At 60.6% G+C, this 21,967-nt stretch carries 16 protein-coding genes; 7 read left to right on the top strand and 9 right to left on the bottom strand.

Features of this window, described 5'->3' with window-relative positions; genetic code table 11:
• Nucleotides 1–54 precede the first annotated feature (54 nt).
• Nucleotides 55–1,404: a glucarate dehydratase gene (gudD, locus tag ACOSV0_RS24745; protein ID WP_434114567.1), complete on the bottom strand. Its 1,350-nt coding sequence runs from the start codon at nt 1,402–1,404 to the stop codon at nt 55–57.
• Between the two features lie 125 nt (nt 1,405–1,529).
• Entirely contained in the window at nt 1,530–2,861 is a 1,332-nt protein-coding gene (locus tag ACOSV0_RS24740; RefSeq protein ID WP_434114566.1) for an MFS transporter, read from the bottom strand.
• Nucleotides 2,862–3,289: 428 nt separating this feature from the next.
• Between ACOSV0_RS24740 and ACOSV0_RS24735 the strand changes: the two genes are divergently transcribed.
• Nucleotides 3,290–4,000 (top strand): FadR/GntR family transcriptional regulator, encoded by a 711-nt coding sequence (locus ACOSV0_RS24735; protein WP_434114565.1) that lies wholly within the window; start codon nt 3,290–3,292, stop codon nt 3,998–4,000.
• A 74-nt stretch (nt 4,001–4,074) separates the two neighbouring features.
• On the opposite strand, the gene ACOSV0_RS24730 is transcribed toward ACOSV0_RS24735, so the two are convergent.
• From ACOSV0_RS24730 to ACOSV0_RS24720, 3 genes are read right to left on the bottom strand one after another with little or no spacing between them, the layout of a single operon-like run.
• Nucleotides 4,075–4,389 carry an AtuA-related protein gene (locus tag ACOSV0_RS24730; protein WP_434114563.1) on the bottom strand — a complete coding sequence of 105 codons (315 nt, stop codon included), beginning with the start codon at nt 4,387–4,389 and terminating at the stop codon, nt 4,075–4,077.
• Nucleotide 4,390: 1 nt separating this feature from the next.
• A complete protein-coding gene (locus ACOSV0_RS24725; protein ID WP_434114561.1) occupies nt 4,391–5,749 on the bottom strand; it encodes an acyclic terpene utilization AtuA family protein in 1,359 nt (452 codons plus the stop codon).
• A gap of 33 nt (nt 5,750–5,782) precedes the next feature.
• Nucleotides 5,783–7,087 carry a CitMHS family transporter gene (locus ACOSV0_RS24720; RefSeq protein ID WP_434114559.1) on the bottom strand — a complete coding sequence of 435 codons (1,305 nt, stop codon included), beginning with the start codon at nt 7,085–7,087 and terminating at the stop codon, nt 5,783–5,785.
• A gap of 99 nt (nt 7,088–7,186) precedes the next feature.
• Here ACOSV0_RS24720 and ACOSV0_RS24715 point away from each other — a divergent pair, with 99 nt between their 5' ends.
• From ACOSV0_RS24715 to ACOSV0_RS24700, 4 genes are all read left to right on the top strand, one after another.
• Entirely contained in the window at nt 7,187–8,107 is a 921-nt protein-coding gene (locus ACOSV0_RS24715; RefSeq protein WP_434114558.1) for a LysR family transcriptional regulator, read from the top strand.
• 78 nt (nt 8,108–8,185) lie between these two features.
• Entirely contained in the window at nt 8,186–9,001 is an 816-nt protein-coding gene (locus ACOSV0_RS24710; protein WP_434114556.1) for an alpha/beta fold hydrolase, read from the top strand.
• Nucleotides 9,002–9,083: 82 nt separating this feature from the next.
• Nucleotides 9,084–9,944 carry a DUF5672 family protein gene (locus tag ACOSV0_RS24705; RefSeq protein WP_434114554.1) on the top strand — a complete coding sequence of 287 codons (861 nt, stop codon included), beginning with the start codon at nt 9,084–9,086 and terminating at the stop codon, nt 9,942–9,944.
• A 407-nt stretch (nt 9,945–10,351) separates the two neighbouring features.
• Nucleotides 10,352–10,579, top strand: a complete 228-nt coding sequence (locus tag ACOSV0_RS24700) for a hypothetical protein (protein WP_434114552.1) — start codon at nt 10,352–10,354, stop codon at nt 10,577–10,579.
• A 149-nt stretch (nt 10,580–10,728) separates the two neighbouring features.
• Here ACOSV0_RS24700 and ACOSV0_RS24695 read toward each other — a convergent pair whose 3' ends face one another.
• The gene (locus tag ACOSV0_RS24695; RefSeq protein ID WP_434114551.1) at nt 10,729–12,957 is read right to left on the bottom strand and encodes an NADP-dependent isocitrate dehydrogenase; all 2,229 of its coding nucleotides are present in this window, start codon (nt 12,955–12,957) and stop codon (nt 10,729–10,731) included.
• A gap of 409 nt (nt 12,958–13,366) precedes the next feature.
• Between ACOSV0_RS24695 and ACOSV0_RS24690 the strand changes: the two genes are divergently transcribed.
• The gene (locus ACOSV0_RS24690; RefSeq protein WP_434114549.1) at nt 13,367–15,559 is read left to right on the top strand and encodes a TonB-dependent siderophore receptor; all 2,193 of its coding nucleotides are present in this window, start codon (nt 13,367–13,369) and stop codon (nt 15,557–15,559) included.
• Here the strand turns inward: ACOSV0_RS24690 and ACOSV0_RS24685 are convergent.
• Nucleotides 15,556–16,494: a LysR substrate-binding domain-containing protein gene (locus ACOSV0_RS24685; protein WP_434114548.1), complete on the bottom strand. Its 939-nt coding sequence runs from the start codon at nt 16,492–16,494 to the stop codon at nt 15,556–15,558. The genes ACOSV0_RS24690 and ACOSV0_RS24685 overlap by 4 nt on opposite strands.
• Before the next feature lie 235 nt (nt 16,495–16,729).
• Between ACOSV0_RS24685 and ACOSV0_RS24680 the strand changes: the two genes are divergently transcribed.
• Nucleotides 16,730–18,310, top strand: a complete 1,581-nt coding sequence (locus ACOSV0_RS24680) for an MFS transporter (RefSeq protein ID WP_434114546.1) — start codon at nt 16,730–16,732, stop codon at nt 18,308–18,310.
• A 456-nt stretch (nt 18,311–18,766) separates the two neighbouring features.
• Here the strand turns inward: ACOSV0_RS24680 and ACOSV0_RS24675 are convergent, their stop codons facing one another.
• Nucleotides 18,767–19,606 carry a N(5)-hydroxyornithine transformylase PvdF gene (locus tag ACOSV0_RS24675; protein ID WP_434114544.1) on the bottom strand — a complete coding sequence of 280 codons (840 nt, stop codon included), beginning with the start codon at nt 19,604–19,606 and terminating at the stop codon, nt 18,767–18,769.
• A 101-nt stretch (nt 19,607–19,707) separates the two neighbouring features.
• Complete coding sequence (locus ACOSV0_RS24670) at nt 19,708–21,942, bottom strand: TonB-dependent siderophore receptor (RefSeq protein ID WP_434114542.1); 2,235 nt, start codon at nt 21,940–21,942, stop codon at nt 19,708–19,710.
• Nucleotides 21,943–21,967: the final 25 nt, after the last annotated feature.

The raw sequence follows: 21,967 nt of genomic DNA, 5'->3' as shown, positions 1-21,967 counted from the left end.
GCGAACGGCCGCACGGACGGCCGCTCAGATCATTGGAGGCTTAGCGTCAGAAGTTCAGCGCACCAGGCACGGGCGCTTGTTGTCGAACTTCCAGTTCGGAATCAGATACTGCATGGCGATGCCGTCGTCGCGCGCGCCGAGGCCATGTTGCTGATACAGCGCGTGCGCCTTCTCGATCTCGTCCATATCCAGCTCGACACCGAGGCCCGCCGCCTGCGGCACCTTGACCTTGCCGCCGACGATCTGCAACGGTTCACGCGTCAGGCGCTGACCGTCCTGCCAGATCCAGTGCGTGTCGATTGCCGTGATCTTGCCCGGCGCCGCTGCGGCGACATGCGTGAACATCGCGAGCGAAATGTCGAAGTGATTGTTCGAATGCGAGCCCCAGGTGAGGCCCCATTCGTTGCACATCTGCGCCACGCGCACGGAACCCTGCATGGTCCAGAAGTGCGGATCGGCCAGCGGAATATCCACGGACTGCAACTGGATCGCATGACCCATCTGACGCCAGTCGGTGGCGATCATGTTGGTCGCCGTGGGCAAACCGGTTGCGCGGCGGAATTCGGCCATCACCTCGCGGCCCGAATAACCGTTCTCCGCGCCGCACGGATCTTCCGCGTAAGCCAGCACGTCGTGTTGATCGCGGCACAGGCGCACCGCTTCCGCGAGCGACCATGCGCCATTCGGGTCGAGCGTGACGCGGGCGTTGGGGAAGCGTTCAGCGAGCGCCGTGACTGCTTCGATTTCGGCGTCGCCGGGCAACACGCCACCCTTGAGCTTGAAATCGTTGAAGCCGTAGCGCGCTTGCGCCGCTTCGGCAAGCCGCACCACGGCCTCAGGCGTCATCGCTTCTTCAGTGCGCACACGCTCCCAGTCGTCGCGTCCTTCCGCGCCACTCGCGTACGGCAGATCGGTTTTCTTGCGGTCGCCGATATAGAACAGGTAACCGAGCATTTCCACTTCGTCGCGTTGCTGACCTTCGCCGAGCAGTGCTGCGACCGGCACGCCCAGATGCTGCCCGAGCAGATCGAGCAGCGCGGCTTCAAGCGCGGTCACCGCGTGAATGGTGGTGCGCAGATCGAAAGTCTGAAGGCCGCGCCCACCCGCATCTCGGTCGGCAAACTGCGTGCGCGCCTTGTTCAGGATCGCCTGGAGATTGCCGATCGATTGACCGACAACCAGCGGACGCGCGTCGTCGATCGTCTTGCGAATGCTCTCGCCGCCCGGCACTTCGCCGACGCCGGTATGGCCGGCACTATCACGCAAAATAACGATGTTGCGCGTGAAGAACGGGCCATGCGCGCCGCTCAGATTCATCAGCATGCTGTCGCGGCCGGCGACGGGCACGACGCGCAGTTCGGTCACGATCGGCGTAGCGTTCGATTGGGAAGAGTTCGTGGACATGAGAATGGACCCGGTTGAGTTAGTGAGCCAGCCAGCGGGCGTCCGCGCGTTGAATCAGCGCGCTTGAGACCCGTGCCGGACAGAAAGTGAGAAATGCGTTATTCATCGTCGACCATTTTCGACGGTCAGTGGGCTTTGCTATGCAGCGACTCCGGCAACGCGTCGTGGTCCACACGGCGATTGCGGGTCAGGAAACCCGCCGCTGCCGCGATCAGCGAAGCCACGCCCAAGGCGTACAGGCCACCGGTAATCGAGCCGGTATGCTGCTGCAGATAGCCGAATGCGGCCGGCGCGAAGAATCCGCCAAGGTTGCCCAGCGAATTGATCAACGCGATGACCGCCGCGGCAACGCGTGCATCCAGATAACCCTGGGGAATCGGCCAGAAGAGCGAAGACGCCGCCTTGAAACCGATCGCCGAGAAGCAGATCGCCACGAATGACAGTACCGGATTAGCTGACGTCGAGGCAAACAGACCGCACGCCGCGATGACGAGCGCCACGGCCATCCACGCCTGCTGGAAGCGCCATTTTGCCGACAACACCGCGAAACAGTACATCGCGACCATGGCGATGAGCCACGGGATCGCATTGAGCATGCCGACCTGGAAGTCCGAGAGTCCGCCCATCTTGCGAATGATCGTCGGCAGCCAGAAGGTCGCCGCGTAAATGGTCAATTGGATCGCGAAGTACAGGAAGCAGAACAGCAGAATCTGCGGGTCCTTCAGCAGCTTTATCGCGGGCAGATGCGCGCCGCCGTGCGCTACGCGTTCGGCCTGCTCCGCCGCAATCGACGCTTCGAGAACGGTCTGCTCTTCAGCCGTCAGCCACGAGGCGTCGCGAATGCGCGACTTCAGCAACATCCAGCTCACGCCGCACAGCACGATCGAGAAGGCGCCTTCGATAAGAAACATCCATTGCCAGCCGTGCAGGCCGAATCCGCGAATAGACAGTAGGCTGCCGGTAATCGGACCGGACAACACCGAAGCAAGTGCGGAACCGCCGAGAAAGACCGCCACGGCCTTGCCGCGTTCTTTTTGCGGCAGCCATTGGGTGAAGTAAAACACCACGCCCGGAAAGAAGCCGGCCTCGGCAACGCCGAGCAGGAAGCGCAGCACGTAGAAGGACGTATCGTTCCAGACAAATGCCATAGCGGCCGCGACCAATCCCCAGGTGCCCATGATGCGGGTCAGCCAGGCGCGCGCGCCGTACTTCTGCATCAATACGTTCGACGGCACTTCGAACAGCGCGTAGCCGATGAAGAACAGGCCGCTCCCCAGGCCGTACGCGGCCGCGCCGATGCCGAGGTCGGTCTGCATGTGGGAATTGACGAATCCGATATTCACGCGGTCGATGTAGTTCGCAATGAACATGATCAGAAAAAGCGGCAACACGTGCCGCTTGACCTTCGAGACCGCGGACTCAAGCGGGTCGGCGGTCGTGGTGAGAACAGATGTCAAGGTTGTCTCCAGTGTCGGCCACTCCCGCGGCCTGCCCGAACGCATCACGACGTATTCGGGCAGACCGGATGGACTGGTTTCGAACGTGTGATACGTTGTCTGATGACAGTCTACTCTGTTCTACCCTCCGGTTAAAACGCGGTGTTTACCCTGCTATGTACGCCCTATGTAGCGGAGAATGGCGGCCAGGATGGCGTCTCTCCTTCCCAAATAGCGGCTTAAAATAAGACGTCCGATGACATGATAAAATCAATTCTGGCTGGAATAGCTGCAGCTGGGCAATAACCGATCCCAACCCGCACAGGGGCATAAGACTCCGGCCGCCATTATTCGGACTGACGTTATGATGGCTACGTCGATACGTCACACGACGTCACTCGCACACGCAACGTGTGTATTTCCATCCGATGAGTCAATAAGCAACAGAAATGAGCAGCCTAACTGAGAAGGTGGTGGCCACCCTTTCCGATGAAATCCGACGCGGCACCCTGAGGCCGGGAGATCGCATTCCGACAGAAGTCGCGATGATGAAGCAACTCTCGGTGAGCCGCTCCGTGGTTCGCGAAGCGATCTCGCGTCTGCAGGCGGCCAAAGTGGTCGAGACGCGCCACGGCATCGGCACGTTCGTTCTGGAGCCGGCTACGGAGCAGGCCATGCAACTGCCCGCCGCCGACCTGTCCAGCATGCTGGACGTCATGGCCATTATCGAATTCCGGATCGACGTCGAGGCAGCGTCGGCAGCGCTCGCCGCGGCGCGGCGTACCGAGCAGAATCTCAAGCAGATTCGTGCCGCGCTGGAGCGTTTCGAGTCCGAACTCGAGCGGGGGAGTACCGACACGCTGGCGCACGACATCGAGTTTCATCTGCAGATCGCGCGCGCCAGCGGCAACCGCTATTTCTTCGATGTGCTCAGCCAGCTCGGCCGCGCGGTGAGCCCGCGCACGCGTCTTGGCACCGCCGAGATCGCGGAGCTCGACCATATCGAGACCCTGCGCAATGTGCTCAGCGAGCATCAGATGATCTATCGGGCAATCGAACGCCAGGACGCGGACGATGCGCGCGCCGCCATGCGGATGCATCTGAGCAACAGCCGCGAAAGACTTCGGCGCGCGCATGAGTTGAGCAAGGCGAGCGGTTAGCAGTTAGCAGTTAGCAGTTAGCAGTTAGCGGTTAGCGGTTAGCGGTTAGCGCCAACGCGTGGCGCAAAACGGATCTACGGCGTGGGCGTCTCGACATCCAGCGCCATCAGCGCCGAACTCAAGGATTTGCCGTGCGCGTCGAGCGCGAGCGAGCGCGTCACGCCTCCGCCGAGCGCATGACCCAGTACGAAGTTGAACGCGGCGATGCCGGACAGTTCGTAACGCACCACGTCACCGTGAACGACATCGCCCAGATGCGCCTTGACCCGCTCCGGTGTCAACACCGCTCGCAGATGCTCATAGTGCTTTGCGTCGTAACAGATCACGGAGATGTTCAGCGTGTTGCCCTTGTCGCCGGTACGCGAATGAGCAAGCTCACGTAGTTTCATATCACGCCTCCACCAGTGAGAAAGCCGGCTTTACATGCTCGCGCGGCAGCAGAACCGATTGCACCGCGACCACTTCACGCGTCGACTTCGTGACGCCGCCGCCGCCCGCGGGTCCATTGGTGTAAAGCGTCTCCACCTCGTTGCCGATCCGCACCGCTTGCGCCAGCGATGTAGTGCGCCCTGCCACTCGTGCTCGCACTTCATAAGGTTCGGCGTAACCGGCCGCCACCGCGTCGCCATGCAGCGCATTCACGCCGATCAGATCGAAGCGCAATTCACGCGTTTCCACGCCGGTCAGCGCAAGCCGTTCCCGCACAGTATCGAGTGCCAGCCGGGCACGCGCCAGCGCGCCGGGACCGCCGTACGAGATCTGCCCTTCGCCGATATAGCCGTCGAAATAAGCGACCGACGTCTTCAAGGTATCCGTACGCGGTGTGCCACAGCCACCGCTCACGTGAACGCGATCCGGCGCTTCCTGCCTGACACGCACCTGGGTGAAATCGGCGACCACGTCCGGTTGCAGATAGCGCTGCGGGTTGTGAATCTCATACAGCAGTTGCTCCTTGCACGTCGCCTCGGTTACCTGTCCGCCGGCTTGTGCGAGCTTGGTGATGACAACCGAGCCGTCCGGCGCAACTTCGGCGATGGGAAAGCCCAGCCGCGCCAGATTCGGGACGTCCTTGAAACCCGGATCGGCAAAATAGCCGCCGGTGATTTGCCCCGCGCATTCGAGCAGATGGCCGGTCACCGTCGCCTGTCCCAGCGTCTGCCAATCGTCCATCTGCCAGCCGAATTCGTGGATCAGCGGCGCCACGAACAACGACGGATCGGCGACACGTCCGGTCAACACGATCTGCGCGCCGGCGGCAAGCGCATCGACAATCGCCGACGCGCCGAGATACGCATTCGCCGACACAAGGCGATCCTGGTACGAAGCGACGCTTTCGCCCGACTCCTCGAAACGGAAATTGCCCTGACGCACGACGTCGAGCACATCGTCTCCGGTGACGGCGGCAATCTTCACGTCGCCGAGACCGAGCGAGCGCGCGATCTCGGCCGTCTTGCGCGCCGCCGCGAGCGGATTCGCCGCGCCCATGTTCGAAATGATCCGCACGCCGTTGCGTATCGCTGCGGGCAACACGGCCTTCATGCGCGTTTCGAGCAGCGGGTCATAGCCGAGTTGGGGGTCTTTGCTGCGCGCCTGCTGTGCAATCGCAATGGTGCGCTCGGCGAGGCACTCGAACACGAGATAATCGAGCGCGCCATATTCCGCCAGGTCGACTGCGGGTTCGATGCGGTCGCCGGAATATCCGGCGCCCGCGCCAATTCGCACCTGGCGTCTAGCTTGAGTGGTCGTCATGCTGGTCGCATCCATTCAGTGAAACGGTAAAACTCACAACGAGAAGATCCCCAGCGCGACGCAGGCAATCGTCATGACGATCGACGCGCCGAACAGTAAGGGGAACGTGAATTTCTGATGGTCGGCGAGATCGATACCGCACAGGCCGACCACCAGGAAAGTCGCCGGCGTCAGCGGGCTGACCGGGAAGCCGGTCGTCATCTGACCGAGCAGCGCGGCCTGGCCGACATGCACAGCCGGCACGCCGAGTTGGCCGGCCACTTCGGCAATCACCGGCAGCACGCCGAAATAAAACGAGTCCGGATCGAACAGCATGCTCAGCGGCATCGACATCAAGCCGAGCGCCACGGGAATGTGGCTGGCCATCGCGGGCGGCACGAAGCCCACGGCGGCCTGCGCCATGGCTTTCAGCATGCCGCTGCCTTGCATCACACCGGTGAATACGCCGGCCGCGAGCAGAATGCCGGCCATCATCAACGCGGCGCGCGCGTGGGCGTCGATACGCTTGCGCTGCATATCTACGTTCGGATAGTTCACCATCAACGCGATGCACAGCCCCACCATGAACATGATGGCCGGTGGAATCTTCTCGCCCATCACGACCATCGTGCCGAGTACGAGCAGCGTCAATACGATGTTGAACCAGAAGTTTTTCGGCCGGCGCAAGGCTTGCTCTTCGGGCGTCAGCTCGCGCTTCGGCATCGGCACGGAACCGCTCGTACCTGTAAGCCCAAGCCGCTTTTCTTCGCGCCGCCCGAGCCAGAACGCCATGCTGAAAACGAATACGAGGCCGATTGCCTGCACCGGGATCAGTGGATTGAACAGCGCCGAAATCGGCAGATGCAGCGACGCCGACGCGCGGATCATCGGCCCCGTCCATGGCAGAAAGTTGATGCCGGCGGCCATCGAAACGGCCGCGGCCAGCACGCGGCGATCCATCTTCAGACGGTCGTAGAGCGGCAGCATCGCGGGAATCGTGACAAGAAAGCAGACCGCGCCGGAGCCGTCCAGGTGGATCAGCAACGCGAGCAGCGTGGTGCCCATCACGATGCGCGTGGGCCGTGTGCCAACAGCCCGCAAGATGCGGTCGATGATCGGATCGAGTGTGCCGGCGTCGGTGATGGTGCCGAAGTAAAGGATCGCGAACACGAACATCCCGACCACGGGCGCGAGGCTCTTGAGCCCGTCGATCACGAACTTGCTTGTCTGAAAGCCGAAGCCGCCAATGAGCGACGCCGCGATCGGCACGATGATGAGCGCCACCAGTGGCGACATCCGTTTCGACAGGATCGCGCCGAGTAGCACGACGATGGTGGCCAGCCCCAGGAATGGCAGCATGTGCTTGTCTCCGATGTTGTTTTTTACTGCGATCCAGCGTAAGTTCGGGGCAACAATAAATCAATTGAAATGATTTGATCGCAGCAATTACAAACTATCATGGATCTGAATCTTCGGGACATTCGTGCGTTTATCGCCGTCGCGCAAACGGGCAGTTTCACGCGTGCGGCAACGCGGCTGCATCTGTCGCAACCCGCGTTGACGGTGCAGATTCGCCGCCTCGAGGAAACCGTGGGCATGCGGCTCTTCGACCGCAACAGCCGCAATGTCGCGCTCACACCGACCGGCCGCGAACTGTTGCCGCTGCTGCAGAAGTCGCTGCACGACATGGAACACGTGCTAGTCGACGCGCGGGCGCTCGGCGAGGGAACCAGCGGCACGGTGCGGATCGCGTGCCTGCCGACGTTCGCGGCCAGCGTCTTGCCCGAACTCGTGCAGGAGATGAAGAAGGCGGTGCCGCGCGTGAGCTTCCATGTGCGCGACGTGGTCGCCAGCATGGTCAACACGCTGGTGCGCAACGAGGAGGTCGATATCGGGCTGACCGGCGGCGAACTGGACGATGCCGGCTTCGAGGTGCTGCACGCGGGCATCGACCGGCTGGTGGCGGTTTTTCCGAAGCGCCATGCGCTGGCGCGGCGGCGGCGCATCACGCTGGCCGACCTCGCTGCTGTGCCGCTCGTGTTGACCGCACCCGGCACGAGCGTGCGGGCGGTGGTCGATAGCGCCTTTGCAAACGCTCGCTGTGTGCCGGAGATCGCCTGTGAGCCGACCTATATGATGAGCGCGGTCGCCATGGCGCGCGCCGGGCTTGGCGTGACTATCCTGCCTGCATCGGCTCGCGAGGTCCGAGCAGAACCTGAACTGGTGGTCCGGCCCGTTGACGATCCGGCGTTCACCCGCCCTATCGCGCTCATCAAGAAACGCGGCCGGACGCTGCCGCCCGTTACGGAAACCTTCGTTGCGGTGTTGATCGGAAAGCTCGGCGACGCGGCCGCGACGTCCCAGCGCGAAAATCCGTAGCCTGGTTGATTTTCTGGTGGCAACGCTGGCAACCTAGTGGATCCTTGGGTTGCTCCGCTCACCAGCAAGGCACCGGTTATGGAATTCCACGACGACGACCTCATCCATTTCGAAGCGCACGGCGCGGCCCCATTGCCGGTTTCGAACGACCAGGGCTATGTGGAGCACGAAGGCGCGCGAATCTGGTATGCGTCATATGGGACCGGCGCGCCGGTGATTCTGCTGCATGGCGGCTTGGGGCACAGCGGCAATTGGGGCTATCAGGTCCCCGTGTTAGTCAGCGCCGGACATCGCGTGGTGGTGGTCGACAGCCGTGGCCACGGCCGCAGTACCCGCGATGCGCGCCCCTATCGGTACGAGTTGATGGCCTCCGATGTTCTGGCCGTGATGGACACGCTGCAACTCGACCAGGCAGCCATGGTGGGCTGGAGCGACGGCGCCTGCGTCGCCCTGGTGCTGGGCCACCAGGCCCCCGAGCGTGTCGCAGGCGTGTTTTTCTTCGGCTGCAACATGGATCCGGGCGGGACGAAAGAATTCGTGCCGACGCCGATCATCGACCGCTGCTTTGGGCGGCATGCCAAAGACTATGCGCAACTGTCGGCGACGCCGGACGATTTCGACGCATTTGTCGGCGCGGTCAGCGAAATGATGAGAACCCAGCCCAACTATTCCGCGCACGATCTGGCCGCGATCCGTGTGCCGGTTGCGATCGTGCAAAGCGAGCACGACGAATTCATCAAGCCGGAGCACGCCGACTATCTCGCCCGCAGCATTCCCGGCGCGGCGTTGGTTCTTCTCCCTGGCGTGAGCCACTTCGCACCGCTGCAACGGCCAAAGGAGTTCAACCGCGTGCTGCTCGCTTTTCTCAAAAAAGTCTTTTCCCAATCCATTTGATCCAAGCCAAGGTTGTCGCATACGGCAGCCCCTGCATCGACGGATACACGCTAAGTTCGAGCCTTTTTAGTTAGAGGCTCGCATGAGCAACCGCTCGCCAATCGATCTACGCAGTGTGACGCTGTGTGCAGCAGATTCGCTGAATCCACGCATTGCGTTGCACGCCCTGCGGCGATCGGCCCATTTGTGCGCATTCGGCGACGTGATTCTTTTCTCCCACGAAGACATCCCTTCAGACATACGCACTGTCCGTATTCCCCAGCTTCAATCGAGGGACGAATACTCAGCCTTCATCTTCAAGGACCTTGTCCACCATATCTCGACGCCCTGGGTGCTGATCGCCCAATGGGACGGATTTGTTGTAGATGAAACGGCCTGGAGTCAGTCGTTTCTCGACTACGACTATATCGGCGCAAAGTGGCCATTTCATTCAGACGGACTGACGGTAGGGAACGGCGGATTCTCGCTACGCTCTGCCCGGCTGCTTCAGGCATGTGCAGAGGCGCGTTTTCCGATGATTCCGGGCATCAACGAAGACGATCTGATCTGCCGGGTATACCGGTCGGCCCTTGAAACCGAATGCGGAATTCGATTTGCGCCCGAACATATCGCCGAGCGGTTTTCTCACGAGCGCGGCGCACTCGACAATCCGACCTTTGGTTTTCATGGCGCATTCAACATGTGGCGCCATGTCGACGATGCGGAAATGATCGAAATCATCCATGCAGCCGATCCGCGCACGATCCCCTCGATCGAAATGATCCAGCTGCTTTCCGCGTATTTCGCGCTCAGAAAGTTTGCGTGCCTGAAGGCGCTCTATTCAAGAATGCGTCACGCCTGGACCCCGCTACAGATCGCGGAGCAGATAGTTAGGGGCGGCACGTCGAAGGAAGTCGCCGTCCAATGCGTCAACACATGCGATCGGCTATCCAGGGGCAGCTAACCCTCAAAAATCTGCCCTTTGTCGCAAGCCAGACACCCCGTCCCGCACACGGACAGCGAGAAAGGCCACCAAATTTCACGATGTGGCATGCCCCATTGCCTTATAAAAAATCGTGTTGCGTGGCACAAATCCTCCATTTCGCAATGTCGCCCCACGTTGCACATCGCAAAACGACGACTGCAAGTCATTATTTTTAAACACTATTTTTTGATCGAATGAACCGTCTAACAGCCTCTTGCGCCATGAGCCGCTGACGTAGACTCTTTTACAAGAGCCGACGCTTCATAGGACACAGTGAAGAGGGTGTAGCGAAAGACGGGACGAAAACGCAGTCGCAGTGAGTCCCCCGCCCCTACATGAAGCCGTCACGGCATCGCGGTTTTTAATTGGCAATTGGGAGACTAAAAATGAAAGGCTTTCGCTTTGGATCGACCCAGGGAGCGTTCTACATTTTGCCGGGCCAGGATGGTTGGGAGGCAACCTACGGCAACGAAACGCTCGGTGAATTTTCCTGCCCGGAACAGGCAGCCGATGAAGTCGCACGCGGCCTGACCTGCCCGCAGTTGACGGAAGTGGACACCTCGACGCTCGAGATTCCTGAAAAGCTCAGCGATTGGGAAATCGTTCACGTGTGAGGGCGGGCATGACCGCCACTCACGCAGGCGTAGAAACGACGATGGCGCTCCTGAGGAGCGCCATCGTCTTGCTGACTGCTTACTTCAGTGCCTGCTTCGGTATTTTGACCGACGGTCTCAGTACCTCATTCGGCACCTCATTCAGACCATTAAGCAACCGCGTCCACGATCTTGTTCAGCGTGGCGCTCGGGCGCATGGCCTTGCTCGTCAGTTCGACATTCGGACGGTAATAACCGCCGATGTCCACCGGCTTGCCTTGCGCTGCACCCAGCTCTTCGATGATCTTCGCTTCGTTGTCGGCCATCGCCTTCGCCACGCCGGCGAACTGCGCCTGCAAGGCAGCGTCTTCGGTTTGCGCGGCCAGAGCTTCAGCCCAGTACATCGCCAGGTAGAAGTGGCTGCCGCGGTTGTCGATACCGCCAACCTTGCGCGCCGGCGACTTGTCGTTGTCGAGGAACTTGCCCGTTGCCTGGTCCAGCGTCTTCGCCAGAACCTGCGCCTTCGGGTTGTGGTACGCGCCGCTCAGGTGTTCGAGGGAAGCCGCCAACGCGAGGAATTCGCCAAGCGAATCCCAACGCAGGAAACCTTCTTCAACCAGTTGCTGAACGTGCTTCGGCGCCGAACCGCCCGCGCCGGTTTCGAACATGCCGCCACCTGCCATCAGCGGGACGATCGACAGCATCTTCGCGCTGGTGCCCAGTTCCATGATCGGGAACAGGTCGGTCAGGTAGTCGCGCAGCACGTTGCCGGTGACCGAGATCGTGTCCTTGCCGGCGCGGATGCGCTCGATCGAGAACTTGGTCGCTTCGACCGGCGTCATGACGCGGATATCCAGACCGCTGGTGTCGTGGTCCTTCAGGTATTGCTCGACCTTCTTGATGATCTGGGCGTCGTGCGCGCGCGCTGCGTCCAGCCAGAAAATAGCCGGCGTGTTGGTCGCGCGTGCGCGGTTCACCGCGAGCTTGACCCAATCCTGGATCGGCGCATCTTTGGCCTGGCACATGCGCCAGATATCGCCCGCTTCAACCGCCTGCTCGATCAGCACCGTACCGGCTGCGTCGGTCACGCGGACCACGCCGTCCGCCGGAATCTGGAACGTCTTGTCGTGTGAACCGTATTCTTCGGCGGCTTGCGCCATCAGGCCGACGTTCGGCACCGTACCCATGGTGACCGGATCGAACGCGCCGTTCTTCTTGCAGTCTTCGATCACAGCCTGGTAGACACCGGCGTAGCAACGGTCCGGAATCACAGCCTTGGCGTCGTGCAGTGCGCCGTCCGCGCCCCACATCTTGCCCGACTCGCGAATCATGGCCGGCATGGAAGCGTCGACGATCACGTCGCTCGGCACGTGCAGGCTCGTGATGCCCTTGTCCGAGTTGACCATGGCCAGTTGCGGGCGTTGCTCGTACTGTGCCTTGATGTCGGCTTCGATCGCTTCAGCCGTCTCGGCCGGCAGATCCTTCAGGCGTGCGTACAGATCGCCGATACCGTTGTTCGGGTTGAAGCCGGCCTGCGCCAGCGCGTCAGCGTGCTTGGTCAGCACGTCTTTGTAGAACACCGACACCACGTGACCGAAGATGATCGGATCCGACACCTTCATCATGGTGGCCTTCAGGTGCACCGAGAACAGCACACCCTTGCTCTTCGCATCGGCGATTTCCGCTTCGATGAAGCTGCGCAGCGCGTTCTTGCTCAGAACCGAAGCGTCGATGATCTCGCCCGCTTGCACGGCCGTCTTTTCTTTCAAGACTTTCGTCGAACCGTCGGCGGCGATCAGTTCGATCTTCACGGCGCCGGCAGCTGCGATCAGCGCCGATTTTTCGCTGCCGTAGAAATCGCCGCCGCTCATGTGCGCCACGTGCGACTTCGAGTCTGCGCTCCACGCGCCCATCTTGTGCGGGTGCTTGCGTGCGTAGTTCTTCACCGACAACGGCGCGCGGCGATCCGAATTGCCTTCACGCAGAACCGGGTTCACGGCGCTGCCCTTGATCTTGTCGTAGCGAGCCTTGACGTCTTTTTCGGCGTCCGTGTTCGCGACGTCCGGATACGGCGGCAGCTTGAAGCCCTGATCGCGCAGTTCGGTAATCGCAGCCTTCAGTTGCGGCACCGAAGCGCTGATGTTCGGCAGCTTGATGATGTTCGCTTCCGGACGCGTGGTGAGTCCGCCCAGTTCCGCCAGATCGTCGGAACCCTTCTGTTCCGCGGTCAGGTAATCCGGGAATGCAGCGATGATCCGGCCAGCAAGCGAGATATCGCGCGTTTCAACGATCACGTCGGACGAGCGCGTGAACGCCTTGACGATCGGCAGCAGCGAGTAAGTCGCCAGAGCAGGCGCTTCGTCGGTCAGGGTGTAGATGATCTTCGGCGGAGTGGACATGTTTGATGCTTTGCTAGGTGAAGTGTTAGACAGAGCGTTCGTGGCGCTGAGCCCGCGAGTTGCGACGAAGCAGCAAAAACGCAGCGCGACCCACGGCACTACTTTTTACGGCCCGACCGTGAGTATATGCGCGTTTTCCAGTAGGCGCTGCTAAACAAACATATCGCCGCAACGTGCCAAAAGGGGCAGAGCCCCGCCACACAAGGCTTACAGCCCATTACCCTATGTCTTAAGACAGATGTCTTATAGATGACTTAAGATGCAAAATAGATTGTGAATGAGAATCAGATGCATTAACATTCGTATGACGTCGCAGTTTGAACCGTCCGTTTAACCACCATTCGCTAGAACCCAGCCGTTTCGCACATTCTTGGTGCGTGGCGGCATCACGCTGCCTAACTCAAACAACATGCAGAATCTATTTGTCGCCAGCCGCCCAGCGCGGCCAACGTTTATGCGCGGCCAGCGCCGCACGCCGTCATTACTCAGCGCAGCGCTTCTTGTCAGCGTCGGTTTATCGTTGTCTACGCTGTCGTCATCGGGATGGGCGCAGGAAGTGCCGGCAAGTGACGCGGCCGCCACGCTGCCGGCCGTGAGTGTTTCGGCAAAGAAAGACACCGCCGCCGCGCAGGCCGACACGGTCAGCGCCGGCGCGCTGGGTTCGCGCAAGCAGGTGGACACGCCGTTCTCGACGCGTGTGGTAACGAGCGACGAAGCGCAGGACCTGATGGCGGCAACGGCCAACGATCTGTTCAAGTACGACCCGGCGGTCGCGAGCATCAGCGAAAACGGGATCAGCGAAAACTCCATGTTCACCGTGCGCGGCATGCCGATCGACACGCTGAACAGCATCAAGGTGGATGGCCAGTCGTTCCCGTCGTGGGACACGGATCTCTCGCTCGAACCGTTCGAGCAGGTCGAATTGCTCAAGGGCCTGTCCGGCTTCATGTATGGCTTCGGCTCGCCGGGCGGCATCGTCAACTACGTGCTGAAACGCCCGACCGACGATCCGTACCGCAGCGTTTCGATCGGCTACAAGTCGGCCGGCGTGTTCAGCGAAGCGGTCGATCTGGGCGGCCGTTTCGGCAACGACAATCGTTTCGGCTACCGCCTGAACCTCGTCAATGAAGAGGGCAACACCGCGGAAGACCACGGTCACGTGCGCCGCAAGGTGGCCTCGCTGGCGTTCGACTTCCGCATTACGCCGGACCTGACCTTTACCGCCGACGCCTTCTATCAGAAGCGCAAAACCAACGGCACGCTATTCGGCCTGATGTTCGGCACCGGGCTCGGCATTCCCGACGCGAGCACCGTCACTCATGCGCTGACGCAACCGCAGAATTACTACCAGACCGAGATGGCCTCGTTCGGTACGGGCCTCGATTACCGCCTCTCCGAAAACTGGCATGCAAGCGTGAAATACCGCTTTGCCAAGGAAAACCGCACCAATTCGGACAGCTTCCTGTATGTCACCGACGACGCGGGCAATTACTCGAACACACTCTATGCGGCGATGACGCGTTACTTCTATCAGAACGTCGACGCGATGGTGCAGGGCAAATTCAACACCGGCAGCATCAAGCACGACGTCGTCGTCGGCGCGGGCTTCGAGACGCAAACCAGCGAGTACAGCAACAGCACAGGCTGGAACGACGGCTACTCCCTCGGCACCGGCAACCTGTACAGCAGCACGCTGCTGACCAACGAAGAAGTCAGCATCGGTTCGGAGCTGTACCGTCAGCAGCGCACCACGCAGGCTTCCCTGTACGCAAGCGATACGGTGCAGTTCACGTCGCGTCTGTCCGCCCTGGTCGGCGTGCGCTACACGCAATATCGCGAGCACGTGTACGACCCGAGCAGCGCCGTAACGTCCCAATACAGCGCGGATCCGGTCACACCGACCTTCGCGCTGATGTTCAAGACCGATCCGTATTCGACGGTGTACACGAGCTACGTCGAATCGCTTGAACAGGGTGGCTCGGCATCGAACACCAATCTCAACTACCCGGCCACGTTCGGTCCGCTGAAGAGCAAGCAATACGAAATCGGCTTCAAGACGGACCACAGCAAGTGGGGCGCCAACCTCGCGCTGTTCCGCGTCGATCAGGGCTACAACTACACGAACTCGGCCAACATCTTCGTGCAGGACGGCACGAAGCGCTATACCGGTGTCGACGCAAGCGGCTGGCTTGCGCTGACCAACGAATGGCGCGTGATGGGCGGCGTGATGTGGCTCGACGCGAAGGCGGTCGATGTGGACGATGCAAGCGTCGACGGTAAGCGCGTGTATGGCGCGCCGCGGTTTACCGTAACCGGCCGTATCGAATACAACCCGTCTTACCTGCGTCCGCTGACGCTGGCGTTTGGCGGGAAGTATGTCGGCAACCAGGCGGTCGATGCGGAGAATACGCAATTCGTGCCGGCTTACGTCACGTACGATTTGAGCGGCCGGTACGAGACCAAGATTGCCGGCAAGGATGTGACGTTCCGGGCCGGGATCAACAATCTGTTCAACCGCCGTTACTGGACCACGGCGTGGGGCTACTACGTAGCACCTTCGCCGACGCGGACTGCCGTGGCTAGCGCAACCTTCCAGTTCTAATCACGACGTACAACGGGTGCGCCTGTGGCAGGCGCACCCAGCATAGCGGGAATCTCCGCAACCAGCGCGTCGATCGCGCAGCGCGTTTTCAAAGGCAGATACCGACTCTGCGGCCACACTACGTGGATCTCCTGCGAAGGCCGAAAGCAGTTCTCCATCACCGTCACCAGCTCGCCCGTTTCCGCATAGCGCGCCAGCAGCCAGCTCGGCAACCACGCGAGGCCGAACCCGGCAATCGCGGCATCCACAATCCCCTGCATATCGTCGAACGCAAGCTGCGGCCGAACATCGGCGCGGCGGATTCGCCCGTCGACGTCGAGCACATCCCATGGGTCGGCGGCCGCGCCCCGCAAGTACGCAATCACGACGTGCCCGCGTAATTCATCCACGTTACCCGGCGTGCCATGCCGCGCCAGATAGGATGGGGCCGCGCCAATACTCGCATACTGCATACCGAGTTTTCGCGCCGCGAGGCTGACGCTGTCGACCAGCGGACCGATCCGCACCACGAGGTCGAAACCTTCTTCCACCATGTCCACGAAACGATCGCTGATCGAAATATCGATCCTCAATTGCGGATGCCTGCGCGCAAGGCGGAGCAGCACCGGTGCCACGCAATGATGACCGAAGGCCTGCGGCACGCTCACCCGCAAACGCCCTTTGGGTTCGCGCCGGCCTGAGTCCAGATCGGCCTCCGCGGCTTCGAGTTCGGCGAGTGCGCGCACGCAACGGTCGTAATAGGCTTGCCCGTCTTCCGTGAGACTTTGACTGCGTGTTGTACGGGTCAGCAAACGCACACCGAGACGCTTTTCAAGCCGTACGATCACCTTGCCGACCGCCGAACGCGTCAGGTTCAAACGTTCCGCGGCCAACGCAAAACTGCCCGCCTCGACGACACGCACGAACGTCGTCACACCATCCAGGATGTCGCTCATCGCCTCACCTTATTGGGTCCTTGAAGGACGCATTTCTGGGACTATTTCGCGTCAATCGGGACATGGATTCCCACTATATTACACATTCCATGGTGGCTAAGCCCATCGACTATTGAGGTGAATTTCTATGTCCAGGTATCGGAATCGGATCGCTCCGCCAGGGCGCAACAGGCAACCCCAGGCGGCCGCTGCAACAGAACGCCAATCGATTTCGCGTAACACGCCGGTCACTCAGATGACCAGCCCCTTCCCCATTCCGAAGAACATGCTGGCGCTAGCCGCCGTTTGTCTGTCTTCATTGATGTTCGGCCTCGAAATCTCCAGCGTGCCGGTGATCCTGCCCACCCTCGAACGGCTTTTGCACGGTGACTTCAAGGGTATGCAATGGATCATGAACGCCTACACGCTCGCAGTAACGACCGTGCTGATGGCGACCGGCACCCTGGCGGACCGATACGGCCGCAGACGGATATTTGTGATCGGGATTGCGTTGTTCGGCATTACGTCCTTGATCTGCGGACTCGCGCAGAGCGTACCGGCGCTAGTCGTCGCGCGTCTGCTGCAAGGTGCGAGTGGCGGCGTGATGTTGATATGCCAGGTGGCGGTTCTTTCGCACCAGTTCAACGAAGGACCTGAGCGCGCCCGCGCGTTCAGCACGTGGGGCATCATCCTGGGAATCGGGCTTGGTTTTGGGCCGATCATCGGCGGGATGATCGTTGCGTTATCGGGTTGGCAATGGGTCTTCTGGGTGCACGCACTGCTTGCCGCCATGACCTTGATCTTCGTCTTCAGTGGCGTGCAGGAATCGCGCGACCCCCACGCGCATACGCTCGACGTTGCCGGCATCGTCACGCTCTCGCTGGCGGTATTCGGCCTCGTGTACTTCATCACGCAGGGCTCGGACATGGGTTTGACGAGCCCGCGCGCGATCTTCATCGTCGTGGCGACGCTAGTGGCTTTCGCTGCCTTTCTCTGGGCGGAGCAACGCAGCGCCCGCCCCATGTTCGACTTTTCGGTCTTCAGGATTCCGCAGTTTTCTGGCGCGCTGATGGGGTCCGCGGGCATGAATTTCAGCTTCTGGCCGTTCATGATTTACCTGCCGATCTATTTCCAGATCGGCCTTGGCTACGACAGCGTAAATGCAGGACTGGCGCTGCTTGCCTATACGCTGCCGACGCTGCTATTTCCGCCGCTTGGTGAACGGCTCGCGTTGCGCTACGGATCAGGAATCGCCATCCCGGTTGGGCTCTTTACGATCGGCCTCGGTTTCATCCTGATGCGATACGGCAGCCACGCGACGCACCCCGGCGTGCTGTCCATGCTGCCGGGCTGCGTACTCGCCGGCGCCGGCCTCGGCCTGACCAACACACCGGTCACCAACACAACAACTGGCGCGGTTCCTCCCGAGCGCGCGGGCATGGCTTCCGGCATCGACATGAGTGCACGAATGATTACGCTCGCGATCAACATTGCGTTAATGGGCGCGATCCTGGTGGCAGGCATCCTATCTAGTCTGAAATCAAAACTTCCGACGACAATCGATACTGCGCCACTCGGCCATCTGGCCGAGAAAATTGCAGCGGGAGATGTCCAGGCGGTCAGAGCCGGAATCCCGGCATTGGCACAGATCGACCCCACGGGGAGCGCCGTTCACGCGGCGTTGATAGACGGTTTCGGCTGGGTGATGCTATACGGCGGCGTGGGCGTATGGGTACTCGCGGCGCTCAGCTTCGTGGTGTCGGGAAGTGCGTCGAGAAGACTAAAAAAAGTAGCAACAACACCAGCAGGCCAGCCCATTCAATGCGACTCATGCTGAAACCGCAAACCGCGCGGGCCGCTTCAACACGGCCCGCGAGCGTTCGAGCGTTCGAGCGTTCGAGCGTTCGAGCGTTCGAGCGTTCGAGCGTTCGAGCGTTCGAGCGTTCACATAAGCGTAGTACGTCCACCCTGCCGCACCCGGTGTAAAGAAATGCACTTCGGCGCGCGCAGCGCCGCCGGAAGAATGACGGCCTTGTCACCAGGGCTGAATGTGCGAGAACACAGATTCCAGATGCACCACTACCGCGACTGCGCGGGGGCCCCGCTTATAAGCTAGCGGTGTGAGCCGCTTTCTTTTGCCTACTTTTCTTTGCGGCAGGCAAAGAAAAGTAGGTGCCTGCCCCGCACAGGGGCGACGCTAATAGACCGATAAGAAAACAAGAAAAGGCCAACACCGCAAGCAAACAGAAAAAGAAACAGACAAACAACCACCAAACAGACAAAAAAATCACCCCTAAACCCAAACACCCCGCGCAGCGGCCAACATCCCTAACCCCTCCTGCAACGCAGGAAACAAACTCCGATTAAAATTATTCCACCGCAATTCCAGAATAGTATCGTCCGCACCGATCTCCGTGCTCAGCACATCATGAATGACCTCCCCGGAGTCGATCCCATTATCGACATAATGAAACGACGCACCGGTAAGATAAAGCGGCGCCACATCCACAGTCTCCATGGTCTTCCAGTCGACCACCTTCTTCCCACGCGCACCATACAAAGCATCGAGCGTCGCATACGCGCCACGCCGTTCATAAGGCGATTCCTCCCGCGTCACTCCCGGATGAATATTCACAATCTTGCGATAGAACGGGGCCCCCGGCCGCACCAACTCATCGAGAATAATCAACAACCCATCCAGCACCACAATATCGGCCTTAAGCTCAACGAGCGTCTCGAGCAGATGCTTTTCAAACCGGCTCTTCCCTGCCGCACGCCCCGCGGCCCCAAGCGGCTCACGCCGATAAACCGACGGAATCGCCAGCAACAGATCGTTAACCGCCTTACCCTGCACACGCAAATTCGGCGGATAGAACCATCGCTTACCCGCCTCATACGAGAACCCATACTCCTTCAGCTTCTCGCGATCCAATGCAGATCCCGCATCATCGTCGTAGATCACTTTCTCAAGCGAGTACTGCTCCCCGAGCTCGGTATCGTTAAGCGCTTCCACGAGAGATTCCAGCACCGATTTCATGTACCGCGTGCCGCTCCGGTAGGCAATATCCTGCCCCGCTTTGTCAGCCGCTGCGTTTCTCAGAGACCAGATGTAAACGAGCTTTTTCTTCGGCATAGTCGAATCGAATGAATATCAATAGTTGCAAATGAGATCAAAAGCGAAAGGCGTTCGGGCGGCACATGAAAACAGATCGGTCCGCCGCGAACGCCTTCCACTTACCAGTCGTACCTCGCCGTAGCGATCACCGTGCGCGGATTCCCGTAGAAACAGGTATTCACCGACTGGCAACCGCTCACAAACCGGCGATTGAAAATGTTCTGGCCATTCACAGCGAAGCGCCAATTGCGCATTTCGTAGTGAACCGCCGCGTCGTACACGGTGTAGCTCGGCACGTACAGCGAGTTGTCGGCCGCGCCCGCCGCGCCGCTTTGATAGCGGATACCCCCGCCAAAGCCGAGGCCGGCGAGCGGCCCAACATGCCACGTCCAGTCGCCCCATAGCGAAGCCATCTGACGCGGCCGCGGAATATCCACCGGCCACTTGCCCAAAGTATCGTCGCCGGCCTTGATGTTCTTCACATCCTGATACACGTATGCGGCAATCACCGAGAAATTGCGCGTGACGTTGCCCACAGCACTCAACTCGATGCCACGCGAGCGCACTTCGCCTGTCTGCACTGAAGTACTGCCGGTCGGGTCGAGCGCAAGATCGGGCGTGACAACGTTGGTCTGATTGATCTGATAGACCGCGGCATTCAGCATCAGATTCTTGCCGGCCGGTTGCCAGCGCAAACCCGCTTCGATCTGCTTGCCCCTGGTCGGCTCGGCGATGCCGCCGCCCGCAATCTTCACGCCAACAAGCGGATTGAACGACGTCGAATAGCTGATGTACGGCGAAAGCCCGAAGTCGCCGAGATAAACGAGGCCGACGCGTCCCGAGAACGCATGATCGTTCTGCGTGAGGCGCGTGCCGCCGGCGAGATCGTTCTGCGTCGTGTCGCTCCAGTCCTGGCGGCCGCCGAGCGTCAACACCCAGCGCTGCCACTTGATCTGGTCCTGCGCATACACGCCGAACGAATTGAGCGTCGATTTCGTATCGGTGCGAGGAAACGCGTCGGGGCCGCCGAAGATCGCGTTGGTGATCGGCGTATACACCGGGTTGTACATATTCAGGCTCGGCCCGGTCGCCATCGACTCGCTATCGGTTGTCGACTGCCGGTTGTATTCGAAGCCGAGCAGCACCGTATGGTCGAGCGGACCGGTGCTGAATTTGGCCAGTGCCTGATTGTCGACGTCGAAGCGGCTGTAATTCAGCTGATACAAGCCGACGTAACGCAGCAGCGAGGCCTCGGTCGGGTCCGCCGGATCGAGCCCGCCGCCGAACACCTGCCCCTGATCGAGCGACAGATGCATCAGGCGCGTGTTCTGGCGGAACGTCCAGACCGAATCGAGCTTGTGCTCGAACTGATAACCTATCGACCACTGCTTCTTGCGGTAGTGAGAAAACGCGGGGTCGCCCGTATAGAGATCCGGCGAAATCTTGCCGTTCGGATTCGGCAGAATCGTGCCCTGCGCCGGCAGAAAGTTGTTCGACGCGTCGCCCCAATCCTGCAGATAGCTCGCCTCCACGGTCAGCGAAGTCTTCGCATTCGGCTGCCACTTCACCGAAGGCGCGATCGCCACACGCTGCTCCGGATTCGGCCCGGTCTGCGAATTGCCGTCACGTCCCACGCCGACAAAACGATACGACAGCGTACCGTCCTTATCGATCTTGTCGCCTACATCGAAAGCCAGTTGTTTGCGCGCGTAATCGCCTAGCTGCATTTCGACTTCGCGAATACGCTCGCCGTTCGCGAGTTTGCTCTGCACGTCGATGATCGCGCCTGGATCGCCCTGGCCGTACAGCACGGAAGTCGGCCCGCGCAGCACCGTAATGCTGTCGATCATGTACGGATCGACACGCCAGCTCGAAAGATTGAGCGTATTGGGCACCTGCAACCCGTCGACAAAAACAGTCGGCGTAAAGCCGCGCAGCACCGAATACCAGTCGGAGCGAACATCCGCGCCATACGTCGAAAAGCCAGGAATGTAGCGCAAAGCCTCATTGATGGAGGTCGCGCCGGTTTGCTCGATCTGCTGTGCGGTCACGACGTTGATCGTCTGCGGGATTTCCTTCAGCGCAGTGTCGGTCTTGGTGCCGGTGCTGCTGCGGCGGGCGACGAGGCCCACCGTCGACTCGCTCTCGGCCGCCCCTTGAACGCTGATGGAAGGCAGCGTATTGGCAGACGCTGCGTCTTGTTGTGTTGTACTGGTTTGCTGTGCGTCGCCCGCTGGTTGCGCAGCAGGTTGGGATACCTGCTGCGCCTGCGCGTGCCCGGCTGCAGCCGCGTAAAACGTCATGCCTGCCGAGGCTGCGATCGCACGCCGACGCGTGCCTATTGCCCACTCCATCTCTCGATGCTCCAGGTTGTTATGC

The organism is Paraburkholderia caffeinilytica, from assembly GCF_051027425.1.
Classification (GTDB): Bacteria; Pseudomonadota; Gammaproteobacteria; order Burkholderiales; family Burkholderiaceae; genus Paraburkholderia; species Paraburkholderia caffeinilytica_A.
Note: the sequence above shows the minus strand (reverse complement) of the source record. Positions and strands in the feature narration are given on the sequence as shown.